Source organism: Mesorhizobium loti, assembly GCF_013170705.1.
GTDB classification, from domain to species: domain Bacteria; phylum Pseudomonadota; class Alphaproteobacteria; order Rhizobiales; family Rhizobiaceae; genus Mesorhizobium; species Mesorhizobium loti_D.
This window is the reverse complement of record NZ_CP033334.1, coordinates 5,041,871-5,061,545: the sequence shown is the minus strand read 5'-3', so window position 1 is coordinate 5,061,545 and position 19,675 is coordinate 5,041,871. Positions and strand designations below refer to the sequence as shown.

At 63.6% G+C, this 19,675-nt stretch carries 22 protein-coding genes; 11 read left to right on the top strand and 11 right to left on the bottom strand.

All coding sequences use genetic code 11. The annotated features are described in order from the left end of the window. Window positions 1-2 precede the first annotated feature (2 nt). Together EB815_RS24965 and EB815_RS24960 are read right to left on the bottom strand one after the other, a co-directional pair. Window positions 3-839, bottom strand: coding sequence for a GNAT family N-acetyltransferase (locus EB815_RS24965; protein WP_056562431.1), 837 nt, complete (start codon window positions 837-839; stop codon window positions 3-5). Between the two features lie 21 nt (window positions 840-860). Further along, entirely contained in the window at window positions 861-2,090 is a 1,230-nt protein-coding gene (locus EB815_RS24960) for a GNAT family N-acetyltransferase (RefSeq protein ID WP_056562428.1), read from the bottom strand. Window positions 2,091-2,183: 93 nt separating this feature from the next. Between EB815_RS24960 and EB815_RS24955 the strand changes: the two genes are divergently transcribed. Then, window positions 2,184-3,242 (top strand): polysaccharide deacetylase family protein, encoded by a 1,059-nt coding sequence (locus EB815_RS24955; RefSeq protein WP_056562425.1) that lies wholly within the window; start codon window positions 2,184-2,186, stop codon window positions 3,240-3,242. Between the two features lie 19 nt (window positions 3,243-3,261). On the opposite strand, the gene EB815_RS24950 is transcribed toward EB815_RS24955, so the two are convergent. Beyond that, entirely contained in the window at window positions 3,262-3,477 is a 216-nt protein-coding gene (locus tag EB815_RS24950; RefSeq protein ID WP_056562423.1) for a DUF2842 domain-containing protein, read from the bottom strand. Between the two features lie 152 nt (window positions 3,478-3,629). On the opposite strand from EB815_RS24950, the gene EB815_RS24945 reads away from it, so the two are divergent. Next, entirely contained in the window at window positions 3,630-4,724 is a 1,095-nt protein-coding gene (locus EB815_RS24945; protein ID WP_081294710.1) for a COX15/CtaA family protein, read from the top strand. Window positions 4,725-4,798: 74 nt separating this feature from the next. Here the strand turns inward: EB815_RS24945 and EB815_RS24940 are convergent, their stop codons facing one another. From EB815_RS24940 to speB, 3 genes are read right to left on the bottom strand one after another with little or no spacing between them, the layout of a single operon-like run. Continuing rightward, window positions 4,799-5,641, bottom strand: a complete 843-nt coding sequence (locus EB815_RS24940) for an aminoglycoside phosphotransferase family protein (protein ID WP_196772371.1) — start codon at window positions 5,639-5,641, stop codon at window positions 4,799-4,801. Beyond that, window positions 5,638-6,564, bottom strand: a complete 927-nt coding sequence (gene argC / locus EB815_RS24935; RefSeq protein WP_056562414.1) for an N-acetyl-gamma-glutamyl-phosphate reductase — start codon at window positions 6,562-6,564, stop codon at window positions 5,638-5,640. The genes EB815_RS24940 and argC overlap by 4 nt, the downstream gene beginning before the upstream one ends. Before the next feature lie 30 nt (window positions 6,565-6,594). Continuing rightward, window positions 6,595-7,602 (bottom strand): agmatinase, encoded by a 1,008-nt coding sequence (gene speB, locus EB815_RS24930; protein WP_056562410.1) that lies wholly within the window; start codon window positions 7,600-7,602, stop codon window positions 6,595-6,597. A 123-nt stretch (window positions 7,603-7,725) separates the two neighbouring features. Here speB and EB815_RS24925 point away from each other — a divergent pair, with 123 nt between their 5' ends. Continuing rightward, window positions 7,726-8,934, top strand: a complete 1,209-nt coding sequence (locus EB815_RS24925) for an acyltransferase family protein (protein ID WP_056562407.1) — start codon at window positions 7,726-7,728, stop codon at window positions 8,932-8,934. An 85-nt stretch (window positions 8,935-9,019) separates the two neighbouring features. Beyond that, window positions 9,020-10,078, top strand: a complete 1,059-nt coding sequence (locus EB815_RS24920) for a glycerophosphodiester phosphodiesterase family protein (RefSeq protein ID WP_056562404.1) — start codon at window positions 9,020-9,022, stop codon at window positions 10,076-10,078. Window positions 10,079-10,195: 117 nt separating this feature from the next. On the opposite strand, the gene EB815_RS24915 is transcribed toward EB815_RS24920, so the two are convergent. The 4 genes from EB815_RS24915 to EB815_RS24900 form a co-directional block, all read right to left on the bottom strand. Next, complete coding sequence (locus EB815_RS24915; protein WP_056562401.1) at window positions 10,196-10,984, bottom strand: class I SAM-dependent methyltransferase; 789 nt, start codon at window positions 10,982-10,984, stop codon at window positions 10,196-10,198. A gap of 292 nt (window positions 10,985-11,276) precedes the next feature. Next, on the bottom strand, window positions 11,277-11,759 hold the full coding sequence (gene rpsI / locus EB815_RS24910; RefSeq protein ID WP_013895952.1) for a 30S ribosomal protein S9: 483 nt from the start codon (window positions 11,757-11,759) through the stop codon (window positions 11,277-11,279). A 1-nt stretch (window position 11,760) separates the two neighbouring features. Then, on the bottom strand, window positions 11,761-12,225 hold the full coding sequence (gene rplM / locus EB815_RS24905; protein WP_010915638.1) for a 50S ribosomal protein L13: 465 nt from the start codon (window positions 12,223-12,225) through the stop codon (window positions 11,761-11,763). 214 nt (window positions 12,226-12,439) lie between these two features. Next, a complete protein-coding gene (locus tag EB815_RS24900) occupies window positions 12,440-12,904 on the bottom strand; it encodes a PaaI family thioesterase (RefSeq protein ID WP_056562399.1) in 465 nt (154 codons plus the stop codon). A gap of 153 nt (window positions 12,905-13,057) precedes the next feature. On the opposite strand from EB815_RS24900, the gene EB815_RS24895 reads away from it, so the two are divergent. The 7 genes from EB815_RS24895 (at window position 13,058) to EB815_RS24865 (ending at window position 18,226) form a co-directional block, all read left to right on the top strand. Continuing rightward, the gene (locus EB815_RS24895; protein ID WP_056562397.1) at window positions 13,058-13,879 is read left to right on the top strand and encodes an enoyl-CoA hydratase; all 822 of its coding nucleotides are present in this window, start codon (window positions 13,058-13,060) and stop codon (window positions 13,877-13,879) included. Window positions 13,880-13,881: 2 nt separating this feature from the next. Next, window positions 13,882-14,304 carry a VOC family protein gene (locus EB815_RS24890; RefSeq protein WP_056562394.1) on the top strand — a complete coding sequence of 141 codons (423 nt, stop codon included), beginning with the start codon at window positions 13,882-13,884 and terminating at the stop codon, window positions 14,302-14,304. Continuing rightward, window positions 14,304-15,086: an AAA family ATPase gene (locus EB815_RS24885; RefSeq protein WP_056562391.1), complete on the top strand. Its 783-nt coding sequence runs from the start codon at window positions 14,304-14,306 to the stop codon at window positions 15,084-15,086. Before EB815_RS24890 ends, EB815_RS24885 begins: the two co-directional genes overlap by 1 nt. Window positions 15,087-15,097: 11 nt before the next feature. Then, window positions 15,098-15,856: a GNAT family N-acetyltransferase gene (locus tag EB815_RS24880; protein WP_056562388.1), complete on the top strand. Its 759-nt coding sequence runs from the start codon at window positions 15,098-15,100 to the stop codon at window positions 15,854-15,856. Next, window positions 15,843-16,364, top strand: a complete 522-nt coding sequence (locus EB815_RS24875; protein ID WP_056562384.1) for a CoA-binding protein — start codon at window positions 15,843-15,845, stop codon at window positions 16,362-16,364. Before EB815_RS24880 ends, EB815_RS24875 begins: the two co-directional genes overlap by 14 nt. A gap of 143 nt (window positions 16,365-16,507) precedes the next feature. Continuing rightward, window positions 16,508-17,788 (top strand): O-acetylhomoserine aminocarboxypropyltransferase, encoded by a 1,281-nt coding sequence (locus tag EB815_RS24870; protein ID WP_056562381.1) that lies wholly within the window; start codon window positions 16,508-16,510, stop codon window positions 17,786-17,788. Window positions 17,789-17,878: 90 nt separating this feature from the next. Continuing rightward, a complete protein-coding gene (locus tag EB815_RS24865; RefSeq protein WP_413814112.1) occupies window positions 17,879-18,226 on the top strand; it encodes a cupin domain-containing protein in 348 nt (115 codons plus the stop codon). A gap of 198 nt (window positions 18,227-18,424) precedes the next feature. On the opposite strand, the gene EB815_RS24860 is transcribed toward EB815_RS24865, so the two are convergent. Continuing rightward, complete coding sequence (locus tag EB815_RS24860; protein WP_056562376.1) at window positions 18,425-19,675, bottom strand: cytochrome P450; 1,251 nt, start codon at window positions 19,673-19,675, stop codon at window positions 18,425-18,427.

The following is a 19,675-nucleotide window of genomic DNA, read 5'->3' as shown; positions in this document are numbered from 1 at the left end:
GCCTATCCCAGTTCCAGCGTCGTCACGCCGAATACCCTGCTGGCATCAAGCTTCGGGGGCGGGCCTTGATACATGCGGGTGGTGGTGAAGGTCGGTGAGAAGCCGGCGGCCTCGATCGTTGCGATGAGATCGACTTGGTTCGCCGGGACGTCGATGTTCAGTTCGCCGCCTTCGCACGCACTTGCCAGCTCTGCAAGCAATTCGAGCGCCGTCTGCGTGTCGTCGGCGAAGAGCGGGCCGACCTTGAAGCCGCTGCGGCAGGAACGGGCCACCGCATAGCCGGCCATTCCCCGTGATTGGATCGCGGCCAGGGCATGGTGAGGCGGCTGCAGCCATTGCTGCAGGAAAGAGTGCCGGGGCGCGGGAAAGCAAAGCGCATCATATCCGATGATGTCGGACACCGGTTGCGCACTCACCATGCGCGGCCGCCCGGCGCCGACGGGCGAGCCCGCAAGGCGCCCGCTGTAGCGGATCGTCTCGTAGACCGGCTTGAACCCTTTGCTCTGGTAGTTGGCCCGCTGCTCTTCGACGCCATCCAGTCCGATGGTGCGCCCGGCCAACCTGGCCATGCCGGCGGCCCACACCGCCTTGCCGTAGCCCTTGCCGCGCATGTCCGGACGGCTGATGTAGAGGCCGATGAAACCAAAATCGCGCCCATAGGCCACTGCCGAGATAGCGGCGACCATCTCGTCGCCGACAAAAGCGCCGATGAATCCCTCCGGTTCCGCGGCCTGGAACATCGCCGCGTCTTCAAGGCCCGGGTTCCAGCCCTCGGCGGCTGCCCAGTCGATCAGCTCAGTCAGTTCCCGGAGGGATAGCGTGCGGATGGTCGGCTTCATGGCGCTCATTTCCAAGCGAGCTTAACCGTCGTCCTCGACAGCCGCGGGCGCTGGCTGTCCTGCTGCCTTGCGGCGCAGCATCTTGGTCAGTTTCCAGATCGCCGGGCTGTTCTTGACGAAGGCCTTCAGCCGCGCGCCCTGGCGAAGCGTCCGCGCCAGGGCGCGGCCCTTCAGTGTCAGCGGGACCAGCACTTCGAAATGCCGCGTTTCGATATCGCACCACTGCCGTTTGTAGGCCTCGTCTCCGACGGAGAAATCATAGACGGCAAAACCGGTATCGCAGGCTTCCTGTATGTTGTCGAAGAACAGGAAATCGCCGGGACTGCTGTGCGCGAGATCGTCCTCCGCGATCGCGCCGAATTCGCAGATCAGGCGCTTGCCCGAACGGCTCGACCCGGTGACGGCGCGCAGCTTGCCGGCGACCTCCAAGCCATGCAGCACGAAGGACGGCTTGTCCTCGGCCAGGGCTTGCGTGAACAGCCCTCGGAAGAAGGCACGTGTCCGGGCGTCGCCGAAGACGTTGGCAATGCCCATCTTGCGGAAGCGATGTTCCTTCATCTCGAAGAAGGCGTCGAGCAGCCTGTCCACTTCGTCCGAAGTTCGCGCCTCGATGCGCCGGTGGCTGCCGACGGCCTCGAATTTGCGCGTCTGCGAACGATGCTTCTTGCGTTTGCGCTTGCCGCTGGCGCGCAGCAGCAATGCATCGAAGCCACCGGCAAGGTTGACGGCCAGTGAAAGATTGGGGCTGGCAAAATGGTCGAACGACGCGAGCGGATTGGCGATGCCGTCGAGATCGGGCAGCAACCTTTCCAGCGCGATGAGATCGATGTCGGGACGAGCCTTGGCGATGGCTGCGAACATCGCGCGGACGGTTGCGCGATCCGCCCCGGTCAGCCATTGGGTGTCGGCTGCCGCGAAATTTCCATTGGCGTGGCGGTCGCCCATGAAACGGGCGACCCGGAAAGGGCCGCGGCTGACAATCTCCAGCGCCAACGCGAAGACCGGCTTGCCTTCGAGAGTGAGCGTCGCCATGAGCAGATCCGGCTTGACCTGAGCGGCCCAGTTCAGGATCCATGTCGCGCCCTGCGCCGGCGCGCTGAGCGCCGACCGGCAAAACTCCGCATAGGCCGCTAGCCCGTCCGCACCCACGACGGAAACCGACAGCCCCTCGGCATCCTTCGGCAGGGCGCGTGGCGACGCCTCGGTCGCCGCGAGCCGATTGCCGTCAAATGACGCCATTGCGTCAACCATACCTCAATCCTTAAGGCGTATTGATCCCTATTTGGGGGGGGCGCTCAGGCGTATTCCGTGCTTGGATCAAGCCTAGGCGCAAAAGGTGAATGAATGATCGACGGCGGGGAGGCAATCCGGAGACTGGCGCTCAACGTCGCCCGTTATACCGGCCTTGCACCGTTGGCCAGGCCATTTGTCGGCGGCATCGGAGCCATCCTGATGCTGCACCGCGTGACGGCGACACCGGAAAAACCCGACAGCGTCAACCGGCATCTCAACATCGCGCCCAGCTTCCTTGACGCGGTGATCGCCGACATGAAGGCGGACGGCTATGCCTTCGTCCCGATGGACGAAGCCGTGGAGCGCATCAAGGCAGGCGGCAAGGGCGGCCGGTTCGCCACCATCACCGCCGACGATGCGTATCGCGACAACATGATCGAGGCCCTGCCGGTGCTGGAAAAGCACGGCGCGCCGATCACCATCTACGTCGCGCCCGGCCTGATCGACGGCACCGCCGATCTCTGGTGGGACGTGGCCGAGGACATCGTCAATGCGTGCGATCGCCTGACGCTCGCGACCACGAACGGTCCGGCGGTGATCGATTGCGCGACCCGTGCCAGGAAAACCCAGGCGATAGCCCGGCTGCATGCCTATCTCGCCACCGAGGTTCGCGAGGAGGATTTGCGGACCGTGCTGCGCGATCTGGCCAAATCAAATGGCGTCGACGCGGACGCTCCGCGCCTGCGGACACTGATGAACTGGGATGAGATTCACACTGTCGCGGCGCATCCATTGGTGACGATTGGCGCCCATACGATCAACCACAGCAATCTGAAGCGGCTGTCCGAAGCCGATGCGCGGCACGAGATCGGCGCTGTAAAGGACAAGTTGCGCGCCGAACTCGGCAGGGAGCCCCGCCATTTCGCCTATCCCTATGGCTATGCGAGCGCCGTCGGCTGCCGCGAAGTGGGCTTTGCCCGTGACGCCGGCTATGTCTCCGCCGTGACGACCCGCCATGGCGTGCTGCGCGCCGAACATGCCGGCTTCCTGCATGCCTTGCCGCGCATTTCGATCAATGGCCGCTACCAGAGCCTGGCCCACATCCGCACCATGCTGTCGGGCGTGACCACGCCGCTCGCCAATGCCGGCAAGATGGTCGTCACCGTCTGACCGACGGGCTGGCGCAGCGTCAGCGTTTCACCCGCGGTTCCAGCATCAGCCACTTGATGATGCCCATCGCCGGCAGCACCCACAGCAGTCCGCTGAGCAGGAAGAACAGGAATTGCACCAAAGCGCCCGATTCCGACAAACGGGCGACCGCGAAGATCGATGCGACGAGCGCATAGATGATCACCAGCGCCACCAGCAGGAACATTCCGATCAGCTTCTTCAGGCGAATGGGCATGGCTTGGCCTCGTTGATCGCTATCGCTTAAGCCGAACGCAAGATGCGCGCAACCCGCCGCGGCCGGCGCGACGGCGTGCCGCGCCGGATGGCCTTGCCAGCAGGGGTGCGATGGTTCACCTATCCGCGACTTCAACCTGCCGGGACAAGATCATGGCTGCCATATCAGCCGCCGCTGCGCCATACGCTGCCCGAGACCGCGACCTGCACAACCGGGCGCTGGTTCGGGGCTGGCTTTATGTCGTGCTTCTGGTGCTGTTTGCACTGGTGCTGGTCGGCGGCGCCACGCGGCTTACCGAGTCGGGCCTGTCGATCACCGAATGGCGGCCGATCCATGGCGTCATCCCGCCGCTCAATGACGCCGAGTGGCAAGAGGAATTCCAGCGCTACCAGCAGATCCCGCAATACACCGAGCTCAACAAGGGGATGAGCATCGAGGCGTTCAAGTCGATCTTCTGGTGGGAGTGGGCGCACCGTCTGTTGGCGCGCAGCGTCGGCCTGGTCTTTGCCTTGCCGCTGCTGGTGTTCTGGGTGACACGCCGCATCGAGCGCGGCTTGGGACCAAAGCTGGTCGGCATTCTTCTCCTCGGCGGCCTGCAGGGCGCCATCGGCTGGTGGATGGTGGCCTCCGGCTTGGTCGATCGTGTGTCGGTGAGCCAGTACAGGCTGGCGACGCATCTGACACTGGCTGCGCTGATCTTCACCGCCACCATGGTCGTGGCGCGCGGGCTGGCGCCGCATTCCGAACCCGCGGCCGATCGCTCGACGCAGCGCCTGGCCGGCTTCATCGTGCTTCTGGCGTTGATCCAGATCTATCTCGGCGGCCTTGTCGCAGGTCTCAATGCCGGTTTGAGCTACAACACCTGGCCGCTGATGGACGGCAAGATCATCCCCGGCGATCTGCTGATCCTCGAGCCGGCATGGCGCAACTTCTTCGAAAGCCCGAAGACGGTGCAGTTCGTCCATCGGTTCGGTGCCTATACGGTCTTCGCCGTCGCGCTCTGGCACATGATCGCGACACGGATCCGCTTGCCCGGCTCAACCCACGCCCGTCGCGCGACGCTATTGTTCGTGCTGGTGCTGGTGCAGGCGTCGATCGGCATCGGTACGCTGCTGATGCAGGTGCCGCTGCATATGGCGCTCACCCATCAGGGTTTCGCACTGATCGTTCTGGGCTTTGCCGCCGCTCATTGGCGCGGCACCAAGGGAGCCTACCCCTTGCCGCAAGAGGTCGCGCTCAGGAATTGAACCCGAGCCGATCAGCTCGTCACATCCAGAATTCGTCGGACTGCGTGGTTTCTCGCCGTCGAGCCGTTCCCCGGTCAGAAATGCGTCCGCACGGCCCGAATCGTCTTGGCGATCGACAGCTCGCGGTTCTCCTCGGCCGCATTGTCGTCCTCGTGGTGCCATGCCGCAGACAGGCAGCCATAGGCGATGGCATGATCCAGTATCGCGGCCGGAGACTGCCCCAGCGTCCTGGCAAAGACTTCGCCCATGTGCGCGATCCGTAGAGGATCGAGGCAGAGCGCGTCGCGGTCGAGCGGATTGTAGAACATGTTGGCGGCGTCGAAGCCGGGATCGCCAAGCACGCCCTTCGGGTCGATCGCCAGCCAGCCGCGCGGCCCGTGCAAGATGTTTTCGTGATGCAGGTCGCCATGCAGCGGCCTGACGTCATGCGGGTCATCCAGCAGCCGATCGGCGATGGCGGCGGCCTCGACATAGAGGCTGTCGCGGCGGGCGCCGCGGTCTGTTGCTGCTTTCTTGAACAGGCTGGCGAACCGTTCCCTGAGCGGCTGAAGCTCGGGCGGGAAGGGGTGCTTCGATGGCGAAAACAATTTCGCCATCAGATCCGCCGCTATCTCTGTTGCGGCGTCGTCGCCCTGTTCATCGAGAACCCGTGAGAGCAGCGTATCGCCGGCATATTCGAGCAGCATGCTATGGCCGGAGCGGGCAAGCAGGCGCACCGCGCCTTCGCCCCGCCGCCAGGCAAGGAAATGCTCGCCGCGCAACTCGTCGGCGACATCGTCGAAAGGCTTGAGCGCCTTGACGACGGCCGGCGAGCCGTCCTCGCGGACAACCTTCCAGATGCGGCTTGAAAAGGTCTCGGCAATGAGTTCGGGCGCGCTGACCTTCCAGCGCGCCGGGAAGCCCGGTGCGTCCATCAAAGGCCGAGCATCAGGTCCATGTTCTGGACGGCCGCCCCCGAGGCACCCTTGCCGAGATTGTCATAGACCGCCAGCAGCAGTGCCTGCGCGCGTTTGTCGTTGGCAAAGACGTAGACCTTCATGCGGTTGGTGCCGTTGTAGATCTCGGGATCGATCTCCGGCACACGCTCCAGATGGGCGTAAGGCGCCACTTCCACCACGCCGCCCTTGATCGCGGCGAAATGGTCGGCAATGGCCGCATGGAGCTCCGCGCCCGTCGGCACATGGTCCAGGCCGCCAAGCTGCAGCGGCACCACGGTGATCATGCCCTGTGCGAAATTGCCCACCGCCGGCTGCATGATCGGATCATGCGACAGCTTCGCATAGGCCCTCAGTTCCGGCACGTGCTTGTGCTGCAGGGTCAGGCCGTAGGGCAGGAACTCCGAGGCGTCCTCGCCCTTGGCGACATAGTCCTCGATCATCGGCCGCCCCCCGCCCGAATAGCCCGAAATGCCGTTGACGGTGATGGGGAAATCGGTTGGCAGCAGGCCGGCGGCAACCAATGGCCGCAGTGTCGCGATCGGTCCCTGCGGCCAGCAGCCGGGATTGGCGACGCGCTTGGCCGTGGCGATCGTCTTGGCCTGATCCTTGTCCATCTCGGCGAAGCCATATGCCCAGCCTTCGGCGACGCGATGCGCGGTCGACGCATCGATGACCTTGGTGGTGTCGTTGGCGATCAGCGAGACGCTCTCCTTCGCCGCGTCGTCCGGCAGGCACAGGATCGCGATATCGGCGGCATTGAGGAATTCGGCGCGCGCCGCCGTCTCCTTGCGGCGCTCGGTGGGAATGGAAATGATCTCCAGGTCGCCACGCTCGGCAAGCAGTGCCCGGATCTGGAGGCCGGTGGTGCCGTGCTCGCCGTCGATGAAGATTTTCGGTTTCATGAACTGATCAAATTCCCTGATATTTCAACGCTATATGCCGTGACCCTGATTCACCGCGGCACCGTTGTGATTGCCGTTGTTCATCTCTACCTGTCGTGCCTTTCGTTCGGCCAGCAGGCCGAGATATTGCATGGCGACCATCGAGCCGGCGATCGCTGTTATATCGGCGTGATCGTAGGCCGGCGCAACCTCCACGACGTCGGCACCGACAATATCGACCTGGTTGAGCTGACGCAGCGTCGACAGGATCTTCGCCGACGAAGGCCCGCCGGCCACCGGCGTGCCTGTGCCGGGTGCATAGGCCGGGTCAAGGCAGTCGATGTCGAAGGTCAGATAAGTCTTCTTGCCGCCCGTGCGGTCGACGATGGCATAGGCGATGTCGGATGCACGCATCTCCTCGATCTCATGGCCGTAGAGGATCTTGATGCCGAACGTGTCGGGCGCGTGCGTTCGGATGCCGATCTGGATCGACCGGTCGGGGTCGATGATGCCTTCCTTGACCGCACGGCCGACGAAGGATCCGTGGTCGATGCGCTTGCCGTCGTCTTCCCACGTATCCTGGTGCGCGTCGAACTGCACCAAGGCGAGCGGTCCGTGGATCGCGGCATGCGCCTTGAGCAGCGGCCAAGTGACGAAATGGTCACCGCCAAGCGTCAGCAGGAAGGCGCCCGACTTCAGGATTTTCGCTGCTTCGCGCTCGATCGTGCCGGGCGTCTTCTGGTGGTTGCCGGAGTCGAGCAGGCAGTCGCCATAGTCGACCACGGCCAGATGCTCGAACAGATCGCGCGAGAACGGGTATTGCGGGTCATTGTCGAGGATCGCGGAGGCACGGCGAATCGCCTGCGGCCCGAAGCGGGCGCCGGGCCGGTTGGTGACGGCGGCGTCGAAGGGAATGCCCCACACCACCGCGTCCGCGCCCTTCACGTCCTTGGTGTATTTGCGCCGCATGAACGACAGCGCGCCGGAATAGGTCGGCTCAAGGGCGCCGCCGGTTTTGGAGCGGGCGGTGAAGGCATGGTCGATGTTCTTGGTCGCCATTACTGGTCCTCGTTTTCATCGGGGTGCAACAACTACAGAACCGGCACGGAAGATGCCAGTCACAGCTTGGGGAGACGAAACGGTGCCGCCCGGGTGCCACGGCAAGACAGGATTTGTATCATCATGACGCAGACCGCGTTTCTTAATCCGTCCCATGCCGTGGTGTCGACCCATGCCGGTACGGTAGCGGGAGAGCGCTTCCAGGTTCTCGATTCGTGGCGCGGCATCTGCGCGCTTCTGGTGGCGCTGTTTCACTTCCCGACCGCCTCGTCTATCTCGCAAAGCGCCTTTGTGGGTTCGTCCTACCTTTTCGTCGACTTCTTCTTCGTTCTTTCCGGTTTCGTCATCGCCAGCAGCTACGCCAATCGGCTGAGCCGGCCGGAAGAGGTCGCCCGCTTCGCGCTGGTGCGTTTCGGCCGCATATACCCGCTGCATCTGCTGATGCTTGCGGCCTTTGCGGGATTCGAGTTGCTGCGGCTGATGCTGCCGCAACTGCATGGCACCGGCGCAGCTCCTTTCACCAGCGGTTTCGACCCTGGAAGTCTGCTTGCCAATCTGCTTCTGCTGCAGGGAATGGGCTTTGAGGATCAATTGACCTGGAATGCGCCAAGCTGGAGCATTTCGGCCGAGTTCTTCGCCTATCTCTTGTTCGCGGGCGTGGTCTTCGTCGCCGGCGCGCGTGCCTGGATATGGTTTGTCGCCGCCGCCGTCACCGCGCCGCTGTTCCTGCTCGGCTTCTCCACGCATCATATGGACGTGTCCTACGATTTCGGCTTCATCCGCTGTCTCTACGGCTTCTCGCTCGGCGCCCTGCTGGCCTGGTTTCAGCATGATTCCATTGCAGGGGCGCGACAGCTTCTTGCCAGGAGCGGCCCGCGCATGGACTGGACGCTTGCCGAAATCGTCATGGTGGCGGTCATCGTCCTTTTCGTCTCGCTGGCGGGCAGCAATGATTTCGGCATCGCCGCGCCTGTGGTGTTCGTACTGGCGCTGTTTCTCTTCGCCCATGAAGGCGGATGGATCTCCGCCTTGCTGAGGACGCCGTTCATGCTCACGCTCGGCGCGCTGTCCTATTCGATCTACATGGTCCACATCTTCGTCCAGGCGCGTCTGATCAATTTTGCCGGGATCGTTGAGCGCAAGCTCGGCCTTGGCCTGATCGGCGACTTCGTGCTGCGCGGACAGCCCGCGACCGGCTTCGGCGCCGGCTGGGCCGGGATCGGGGCAATCGTCATCATGCTCGTCGCCACCATCGCCGCCTCCTGGATTACGTGGCGCCTGGTCGAGATGCCGGCCATGGCATGGTTCCGCCGGCTATCCAGGCGCATCTGACTCACTATCCGCTAGCCGGCTTCGTTCACCTCCCTGTCACGGGGACCGCCTATCCGGGTTTCGATCCTGCAAGGAGCGATTCTCGATGCGGACAATCTGGCTGAGCCTTCTGCTTTCCACGGTACTTGCGGCTGCCTGCGGCCAGGCCTCGGCGGGCGAAAGCCGCGCCAGGCAGATTCTCGACCGCTTCGAGCATGCCAACCAGTGGCGCGACCATGTCATGGTGGCAGCGCACCGGGCCGGCGGCATGCAGGCCGGCAAGACGCTGTACGCGGAAAACTCGCTTGCCGCCGTCGAAGGCTCGATCGCCATGGGCGCGGAGATTGTCGAGGTCGACATCAGGCGCTCGAAGGGCGGCGCGTTCGTCGTCATGCATGACAGTTGGCTCGATCGCACCACGACCTGCAAGGGCGAGGTGGTGAACTATACGCTGGACGAACTCAGGGCATGTCGGCTGGTGGTCGAGGGCACCGGCTCTGTCACCAACGAGAGGGTCTCGACGCTGCGCGAGATGCTGCTGGCGACCAGGGACCGGATCCTCATCAACCTCGACAACAAGCTCGACGTCGGCGACCTCCCGGGCATGATCGCGGTGGCGCGCGATCTCGGCATGGCCGATCAGGTCATCGTCAAGGAGAACCTCTGGAACCAGAACAGGATCGCCACGGTCAAGGCCGCGATGACCGCCATCGGCGGCGGTGTCCAGTTCATGCCGATCATCGCCGATGACGCGGTACACGATGCCGGCTTCGCCGAGACGGTCGACCACGCTTTCTCGCCGCATGCGATCGAGCTGATCAACTGGCGGGCGGGTGCCGAGACGCTGACCGAGACCGGTGGCCCCCTGTTCAGCACGCGCATGCGGGCCGCCGCGGTGCGGGGTAACTGGCACATCTGGGCCGACACCTACGCCATCGTCAACAAGCCGGGCGGCTTCCTGGCCGGCGGCCGTGGCGACGAACTGGCGGTCAAGGCCAGCCTGCCGCGCGAAGCCTGGGGTTTCTGGGCCGATCGTGGCGCCACCATCATCCAGACCGACGAGCCGAAGGCGGCAATCGACTGGCTGGCGGCGAACGGTTTTCGCGTGCCCTACGCCGGGACGGGCGAACGCATCGAGCCTGCCGCGACCGCCAGCATCAATTGAGCCAGAGCTACGAGCGCATCGCGTTGCTGTTCAACGGCGACGATCCGGACGGACTTGCACCGAAGCCGGCCAAGCCGAAGGCGAAGAAGAAAGCGGCGACGTAAGGCGTCGCATGCATTAAGCGGCCTTTCGCCCCTTGATCGCCGTCGACCATGCGTGAACCGTGATCGCTCCCGTGGCGCTTGCCGGCAGTCTGTCCTTTAGTCGGCGTTTAAGCTCCGCGCTCTCCGCATCCGACAGCTTCCCGACGATTCCGCTCGGGCTGCTCACGACCATGGATAGCCAATAATCGTCGAAGTCGGCGAAGGTGCGTTCGACGACAAGCTCGCGCGTCTCGACATCGCGGATGCCGAGCTCCGCCCAAAGCGCCTTCAGCGCCGCGAAACGCGAGACCTCCGCGCTCGGCGGACGTGCGGCCGGTTTGCCCATCGCGTCCATCTCCTCCCACAAATGCTGTGTAGGGGTGCCGCCGCGCATGACGTCCCAGGTGTAGGACGCGACGATGCCGCCGGGCTTGGTGACGCGGAGCATTTCCGAGGCGCCCTTGCGCGGGTCGGGGACGAAGAACAGCACCAGCGCCATCACCGCGACGTCGAAGCGGTTGGCGTCGTAGGGAAGGGCCATCGCATCGCCAATCGACAGCTCGACCTGCTTTGCCGAGATTTTCTGCCGAGCAGTCGCAATCTGCGCGTCGGAGGGATCGATCGCGCAAACGGACGAAGGGGCGGACTTCGCTAGAATGAGCTCAGTGAACGCGCCGTTGCCGGCACCGACATCAACCCAGGCCCGTCCGGGGTCCGGCGCCAGCCAGTCGATGAACAAAGCCCCGGCGGATCGGCTCCAGGGAGCCATGAAGCGCTCGTAAGCCGCGCCGTCGGTGAATTTGATCGGTTCGGGTGACGACATCCGAGATCTCCCCCTAAGAACTACCTATCCAGATATACTTTGGATCGAAAAGGCCGGTCCCTGTCTCGTAGCATGGTGCCGCGCCGCGCGCGACGGACCGCAGGAAATTTGCCTGGCCTGACATTTGCCGGATGTACAACACGGCTTGCATCGAATGCCGCGCCCGTGGCGTTCTCGGCGGTCTGCGCATTCCTGTTCATGCGCGACGCGGCCATTCCGCCGGATAGGGGATTCGCAATGCAAAAAGGCCGCCCGGAGGCGGCCTTTTCGATTGTCCAAAACCGCGGAGCGCTTAGCGCTTCGAGAACTGGAAGCTGCGGCGGGCTTTCGCCTTGCCGTACTTCTTGCGCTCGACGACGCGGCTGTCGCGGGTCAGGAAGCCGCCCTTCTTGAGCACGGCGCGCAGCGCCGGCTCGTAGTAGGTCAGCGCCTTGGAGATGCCGTGACGAACCGCACCGGCCTGGCCGGAGAGACCGCCGCCGACGACGGTGGCGACGATGTCGTACTGGCCCGCGCGGTTGGAGGCGATGATCGGCTGGTTGAGGATCATCTGCAGGACCGGACGCGCGAAATAGGTCGCGAATTCCTTGTCGTTGACGACGATCTTGCCGGAGCCCGGCTTCACCCAGACGCGCGCAATGGCGTTCTTGCGCTTGCCGGTGGCATAGGCGCGGCCCGACTTGTCGAGCTTCTGGACGTGGACCGGGGCCGCGGCCTGCGTGTTGGTGTTGCCGGTGGCGGCGCCCAGTTCTGCGAGCGAGGAAAGCTCAGCCATCTTATGCGACCTTCTTGTTCTTGGAATTCAGCTTGGCCACGTCGAGGACTTCTGGCTGCTGGGCAACATGCGGATGCTCTGCGCCTGCATAGACGCGCAGGTTCTTCATCTGGCGACGGCCAAGCGGACCACGCGGCACCATGCGCTCAACGGCCTTTTCGACGACACGCTCGGGGAAACGGCCCTCGAGCAGCTGGCGCGCGGTGCGCTCCTTGATGCCGCCGGGGTGGCCGGTGTGCCAGTAATAGACCTTGTCGGTGAACTTCTTGCCGGTGAACACCACCTTGTCGGCATTGATGACGATGACATTGTCGCCGTCGTCGACATGCGGGGTGAAGGTCGGCTTGTGCTTGCCGCGAAGATGATTGGCGATGACAGTGGCCAGACGACCAACGACGAGACCCTCGGCGTCGATCAGGATCCACTTCTTCACCACATCCGCAGGCTTCTGCGAAAAGGTTGTCATGTTTTCTGCTCTCGGTTCTGACCTTCACGGGGAAGGCGTTTCTTGTTGCTTGGATTGACGATGAGCGCCTGCCCGCCGCCAATAACAAAACGGCGGCCTTTGCGGGCCGCTGCTTCGGGAGGGCTTATAGGCGAGGGGGAATTGCGCGTCAAGCCGATCAAAAGGCTCTCAAATGGAGAAATGATAACAAAAACAATGGTCTAGGAAAAAGGTATTATTTTACCACATCGCCAATGCGCTTCGGCGGGATCGAATAGGTGCCCGTGGCGTGCGCGATCGTGTGTCCTTCCGGGCCGGCGACGATGTCGATGTCGAACACCATCAAGCTCTTTCCCAGCTTCAGGATGCGGCAATGGCCGTCGATCGGTCCGGCCTCGGCCTTGCGCACGAAGTTGATGTTGAGGTTGGTGGTGACCGAGAGCGCATCCGGCCCGGCATGGCTGAGCACGCAGACATAACCGCCAATATCGGCCAGCGTGAACAGGGCCGGGCCGGACACCGTGCCGCCGGGACGCAGATGCCGCTCGCCAGCATTGAGTCGCACGATGCAGCCGCCGGGGAACACGTCGATCGCCTCATAGGCGGCGGAATTCTCGTTGAGTTGCGGGAAGACGGTCTCCATCAGCGTATTGATCTGCGCTGCGGTCAGCACCGGTTTGAGATTGGTCTGGGCGGGCATGTCGGTCTCTCGTTCTGCGCAGGCCTGTATGGGCGCAGCTGGGCATTCCTGGCAACATCTTCAGTCTTCTGGCGCAAGCGATGGGTGTTGGATGAAACCCGATCCGATATTAGATACTCTGCCAGCCCGTTCGGAATCGCGGAGATCTCAGCCATGGCCGAAATCCTTGCCATCAAGCCTGTCGCTGTCGAAGGGCCGGTCACGACCAGGCTGGACAAGGGTGTGCTGCGCCTGACGCTCTCCAATCCTCCTGCCAACGCCCTGTCGCTTGGGGTAATGGCGGCACTGACCGCCGAACTCGACCGCGCCAAGCACGACAAGGCCGTTCGCGTCATCGTGCTGTCGGCAGCCGGAAAAGTATTCTGCGCCGGCCATGATCTCAAGGAAATGACGGCGCGCCGCGCCGACGCCGATCGCGGCAAGGCCTTTTTCGAAGAGACGTTCGCCGCCTGTGCGACGCTGATGCAGGCGATTGTGCGCCATCCCTTGCCTGTCATCGCCGAAGTCGATGGCCTGGCGACCGCCGCCGGCCTGCAGCTTGTCGCCAGCTGCGACCTGGCGATCGCCTCCCATGAGGCGACGTTCTGCACGCCGGGCGTCAACATCGGGCTGTTCTGTTCCACGCCGATGGTGGCGCTGTCGCGCAACGTCTCGCGCAAACAGGCGATGGAGATGCTCCTGACCGGCGAGACGATCGACGCGGCCACCGCCAAGGAATTCGGCCTGGTAAACCGCGTCGTGCCGCGCGAATACCTGAATCAGATCGTCACCAAATACGCGCAAACCATTGCTTCCAAATCATCTTTGGTGGTGAAGATCGGCAAGGAGGCCTTTTACGCGCAGGCCGAGATGGGGCTGGCGGATGCCTATGCCTATACCGGCCGCGTCATGGTCGAGAACATGCTGGCGCGCGACGCGGAGGAGGGCATCGGCGCCTTCATCGGCAAGCGCAAGCCGGAATGGACGGACGAGTAACCGTGGAACCGCGCATCTCCATCGTCACCATCGCCACGGACGATCTCGATCGCGCCGTGCGGTTCTACGAGGCGATGGGCCTGAGGCGGCATGCCGGCATCACCGACGGCGTCGCCTTCTTCCAGATGGGCGGCGCCATTCTCGGCCTGTTTCCGCGTGCCAGCGCCGAGGCGGATTCGGGCATCACCTTCGCCAGGGCGCCCTCCGCTGTCTATCTCGCCTACAACACCCGCTCCGACGCTGAAGTCGACGAGGTGCTGGCGATGGCTGAGAAAGCCGGCGGCCGTATCGTCAAGCCGGCCGGCCGCGCCTTCTGGGGCGGCTGGTACGGTTATTTCGCCGATGCCGACGGGCATGTCTGGGAAGTGGCGCACAATCCGGCCTTTCCGATCGCCGAAGACGGCACGATTTCGCTGCCTGATTGATGGCCTACCGCAAACAGCTGACACGGCTCAAGGCGCCCTATCTCAAGCGTATCCTGCTCGATCCGGAGCGGGTGTCCGACTGGGAAAAATATCCCTGGAACCTGCCGCTCTTTCGCGGCCACGAATTCCAACTCGAATTCACCACCCCCATCACCATCATCGTCGGCGAGAACGGCACCGGCAAATCCACGCTTCTCGAGGCGATCGGCGCTTTGGCCGGCTACGACGAGGCCGGCGGCGGCAAGGGCTATCGCCCGGTCGACCACTCCAGCGCCATCGACAAGAGCGGCGCCGCATTGGCCAACACATTCCGTGGCCACTGGCTGCCAAAGGTTACCGCCGGCTGGTTCTTTCGCGCCGAATCCTTCTATTCCGTGGCACGTTACCTCGACCAGGCGGCACTGGAAGACCCGTTCAAGCCGCCGCCGCCGGATTTCCTCTCCTGGTCGCACGGCGAGGGGTTCATCCGCTTTTTCGAGGAGCGCTGCCGCAGGCAAGGCATCTACATCCTCGACGAACCGGAGAGCGCGCTTTCGCCATCGCGCCAGATCGAACTGCTCAAGATGCTGCGGCGCATGGACCAGTCCGGCACCGCGCAGGTGATCATGGCGACACACTCGCCGCTGTTGATGGCTTGTCCCGGAGCGCAATTGTTCCGCATCAGCCGGTTCGGGCTCGACCCGACAGATTTCACCGACACCGATCACTTTCGCATGATGCGCGACTTCTGCAGCGACCCCGACATGTTTATGGAGGAAGCGCTGCGGGAAGCCGACGCGTGACGGGGGCGCGCATGGCTGACGACGATCTCAATTGGCGGATGGAAGAGGCATGCCGCGCAGCCTGGCCGGCGGCCTCCGAGACGGTCTTCCATGGCTGGGTTCTGAGGCGCTCGGGTGGCAGGACCCGGCGCGCGAACTCAGCCAATCCTTTGCGGGGCAGGCGGGGAGCGCCTGAAACAGTGCTCGACGCTGCCGAGGCCTTTTATATCGGTCATGGCCAGACGCCTCTCTTCCGCGTGCCTGATATCGCCGACGAACTCGTGGCCGCGCTCGACGGTCGCGGCTACCAGTTGGAGGGCGGAACAATCCATCTCCATGCGGGGATCGACGATTTGGCGGAGGTTCGCGACGAACACGTCTCGGTTTCGCCAATGCCAAGCGAGGACTGGTTCGCTGCGCGGTTCCGCATGGGCGCCTATGACGACACCGACAGCCGCGTCTTTCGCGATATGACTGGGCTGATCATCGGTGAGCGGGCATTCGTATCCTGCGAACACGACAGCGTAATTGCCGCCCTGGCCTATGGCGTCATTCGCGATGGGCTGCTTGTGGTGGAATCGGTTGAAACGGATCGCCGCTTCAGGCAGCAAGGCCTGGGGCGCAAGACCGTTGGCGGCCTGATCGACTGGGCGCGACAGGCAGGTGCCTCGGCGGCATGCCTCCAGGTTGTGGCCGACAACGTGCCGGGCCGCGCGCTCTATGCCTCGCTGGGGTTCAATCGCGAACTCTATCGATATCACTACCGCAGGAAGCCGTATGAACCACGATAGCTACGACAACACCTACATTGCCGGCATCCTCAATTCGGTGAAGACCATCGCCATGGTCGGCGCGTCCGCCAACGACGTGAGGCCAAGCTACTTCGTCCTGAAGTACTTGCTGGCCAAGGGCTTTTTGGTGTTCCCGATCAATCCTGGCCAGGCTGGCAAGGAAATCCTCGGCCGCATGACCTATGCCAGCCTCGCCGATGTTCCCGGGCCGATCGACATGGTCGATATCTTTCGCGCCCCGGCGGCTGTGCCCGGCATCGTCGACGAGGCCTTGCGCCTCGATCCCTTGCCGAAGGTCGTCTGGATGCAGCTTGGCGTGCGCCATGACGAGGCGGCCGCCCGCGCCGAAGCCGCCGGCGTCAAGGTGGTGATGAACCGTTGCCCGAAGATCGAGTACGGCAAGCTGTCCGGCGAGATCGGCTGGACCGGTGTCAATTCCGGGGTGCTATCATCAAAGAAGCCGCTGATGCGCCAGGGCTTCCAGAGCTTTGGCGTGCGCCAGAAATAGACGCAAAATTATTCCGGGAAGAAAGGTATTTTCTGGCGCGTTCATCACAAATCGTTTGCCGAAAGGTATTTTCTTCTTTGCATTCACGCGCGGCCTTCGCCAAGAATGCGCGGCCAATTCGAGAAGTTCAAAGGGAGGTTTAAGTGACCCGTACGCCCGGTTTCAACACGCTCGCCGTCCATGCCGGCGCCAAGCCCGATCCGGCCACCGGCGCGCGCGCCACGCCGATATACCAGACGACCTCCTTCGTCTTCGATGACGCCGACCACGCCGCCTCGCTGTTCGGCCTGAAGGCGTTCGGTAACATCTATACCCGCATCATGAACCCGACGCAGGCAGTGCTCGAAGAGCGCGTCGCCGCACTCGAGGGCGGTACGGCTGCCCTTGCGGTCGCGTCCGGTCACGCCGCGCAGGTGATCGTGTTCCACAATTTGATGCAGCCGGGCGACAATTTCGTCGCCGCCAACAAGCTCTATGGCGGTTCGATCAACCAGTTTGGCCACGCCTTCAAGAATTATGGCTGGGAAGTGCGCTGGGCCGACACCAACGACCTCTCGACCTTTGAAAGCCAGATCGACAACAAGACCAAGGCGATCTTCATCGAGAGCCTTGCCAATCCGGGCGGCACCTTCGTCGATATCGAAAAGATCGGCGACATCGCCCGTAAGCACGGCCTGCCGCTGATCGTCGACAACACGCTGGCCTCGCCCTATTTGATCCGGCCGATCGAGCATGGCGCCGACATCGTCGTCCACTCGCTGACCAAGTTCATCGGTGGCCATGGCAATTCCATCGGCGGCGTCATTGTCGACGGCGGCACCTTCGACTGGTCGAAGTCGGGCAAGTACCCGATGCTGTCGGAACCGCGCCCCGAATATGGCGGCCTCGTCCTGCATGAGACCTTCGGCAATTTCGCTTTCGCCATAGCCGCGCGCGTGCTCGGCCTGCGCGACCTCGGCCCGGCGATCTCGCCTTTCAACGCCTTTCTCATCCTGACCGGCCTCGAAACCCTGCCGCTGCGCATGCAGCGCCACTGCGACAATGCCGTCACGGTCGCGGGCTGGCTGTCCAACCACCCCAAGGTCGCCTGGGTGAACTATCCCGGCCTGCCCAGCGACAAGAACAATGCGCTGCAGAAGAAATACTCGCCCCTTGGCGCGGGCGCCGTGTTCACCTTCGGCCTCAAGGGCGGTTATGAGGCCGGCGTCAAATTCGTCGAGGCGCTCGAGCTGTTTTCGCATCTGGCCAACGTCGGCGATACCAAGTCGCTCGTCATCCATCCGGCGTCGACCACGCACCGCCAGCTTTCCGACGAGCAGAAGGTCAAGGCCGGCGCCGGCCCGGACACCGTGCGGCTTTCCATCGGCATCGAGGACGTCACCGACATTGTCGCCGACCTCGAACAGGCGCTCGCCAAGGTTTGATCCTTACCCTCCCTTGCGGGGAGGGTCGGCGCGTAGCGCCGGGGTGGGGGCGAGCCGGCGCGAAGCCGGCTCTTTTAATGGAGGCAAATTCTGTCCGCGCATTACCTGACAATATCAATTGACGGCGTCGAACCAGAATCCGGCGCGCCGGCGCTGGATCGGCTGATCTCGGGCGATCCGAAATTCCGCACCTGGAATGCCGAGGAGCGCGACGACGGCCTCTATGCCGGCATCTGGGAATCGACCCCTGGCAAATGGCGCATCGTCTATGACGAATGGGAGTTCTGCCACATTCTGTCCGGCGTTTCGGTGATCGCGGAAGACGGAGGGCAAGCACGCACCGTCAAGTCCGGCGACAGTTTCGTGCTGAGGCCGGGCTTCAAGGGCAGCTGGGAAGTGCTTGAAACGACCCGCAAGGAGTATGTGATCAAGCTGTGATCACTTCGCCGGAAACTGGCTGAGGCAGGCTTCCGACGCCTTGTCGTGCGCCGTCGGCAGATCGGCGTTCTGCGCTTCGAGATCGGAATCCGGCTGTTGCTGGGTGCTTGCAGCTCAGTGCAGGCGCATAGAGACGCCAATGCGAACGCCGTCGCCGGTCTCCAACAGTCTGATGACGCAGCCCCAGGCCCGCGATCGTCAGAAGCCGACGGCGAGCGTTTCCAGCCCGTGGAAGTGGTAAGTGTCGCGAAAGCGGGGCTGTTCGGCAAGATGCAGTCGCGGATGCCGGTCGAACAAAGTCTTCAGCGACACCTGCAGTTCGAGCCGGGCCAGCGGCGCGCCGATGCAGAAATGAATGCCGGCGCCGAAGGATACGTTCTTCTGGTCCGCACGATCCGGCCGGAAGGCCCGCGGTTCGGCGAAGGCGCGCGGATCATGATTGGCCATGCCGAGCAAAAGCCCGATCGTCTGGCCCGGCTGCACGACGATGCCAGGCGCGATCTCGATCTCCTGATAGGCGTAGCGCGTGAACATGTGCAGCGGCGCGTCGAAGCGCAGGCATTCCTCGACGGTGGCGGCGGTCGCTTCGGGTGAGGTGAAGAAGCGGCCGGGGTCACCGCCTTGCGCCAGGATCGAGCGCACCGCATTGCCGGTCTGGTGCACGGTCGCCTCGTGGCCGGCATTGAGCAGCAGGATCGCCGAGGACACCATCTCGTCCTCCGACAGCCTCTGGCCGTCTTCCTGCGCCGAGATAAGCAGCGACAGCAGATCGTCACCAGGGTTCTTGCGTCGTTCGGTGACGCAGCCGCGCAGGAAATCGGCGAATTCACCCGCCGCGCGATTGGCTGTCTCCTCGGTCTCGCGGCTGCGGCCATGGATGTACATGGCGACCATCTGATGGGACCAGTCGAGCAGTTGCGGTCCCATCTCGACCGGCACGCCAAGCATTTCGGCGATGATGGTGATCGGCAGGGGCGAAGCGAAGGCGGGCAAAAGGTCGACTGGACCAGCCGGATCAAAACGGTCGATCAGCTCGTTGGCGAGTGCCTCGACCCGCGGTCGCAGCCGTTCGACCTGGCGCGAGACAAAGGCCCGGTTGACCAGCGTCCTCAGCCGCGTGTGCACCGGCGGTTCCAGCTCCAGCATCGAATTGGCTTCGATGCCGTCGAATGCCGTGAGATGGCTTCGGTCCTGGCCGACGCCGCGGCTGTCGGGAATGCCGGCCGGGTTCTGGCGGCCGAAACGGCGATCGCGCAGCAGCCGGTTGACATCGTCGAAGCCGCCGAAGCACCAGAAGCCGAACTCTTCCCAGTAGAACGCATTCGATGCGCCGTGCAGGAAGGCATAGGCCTCGTACGGATTCAGGAAGAAAGCCGGCTCGTGCGGGTCGAGCCTCAGCAGGCGTGTGGCTGGATCAAAGGCGGTGTAGGGGAGCGTCAATTTGGTCAT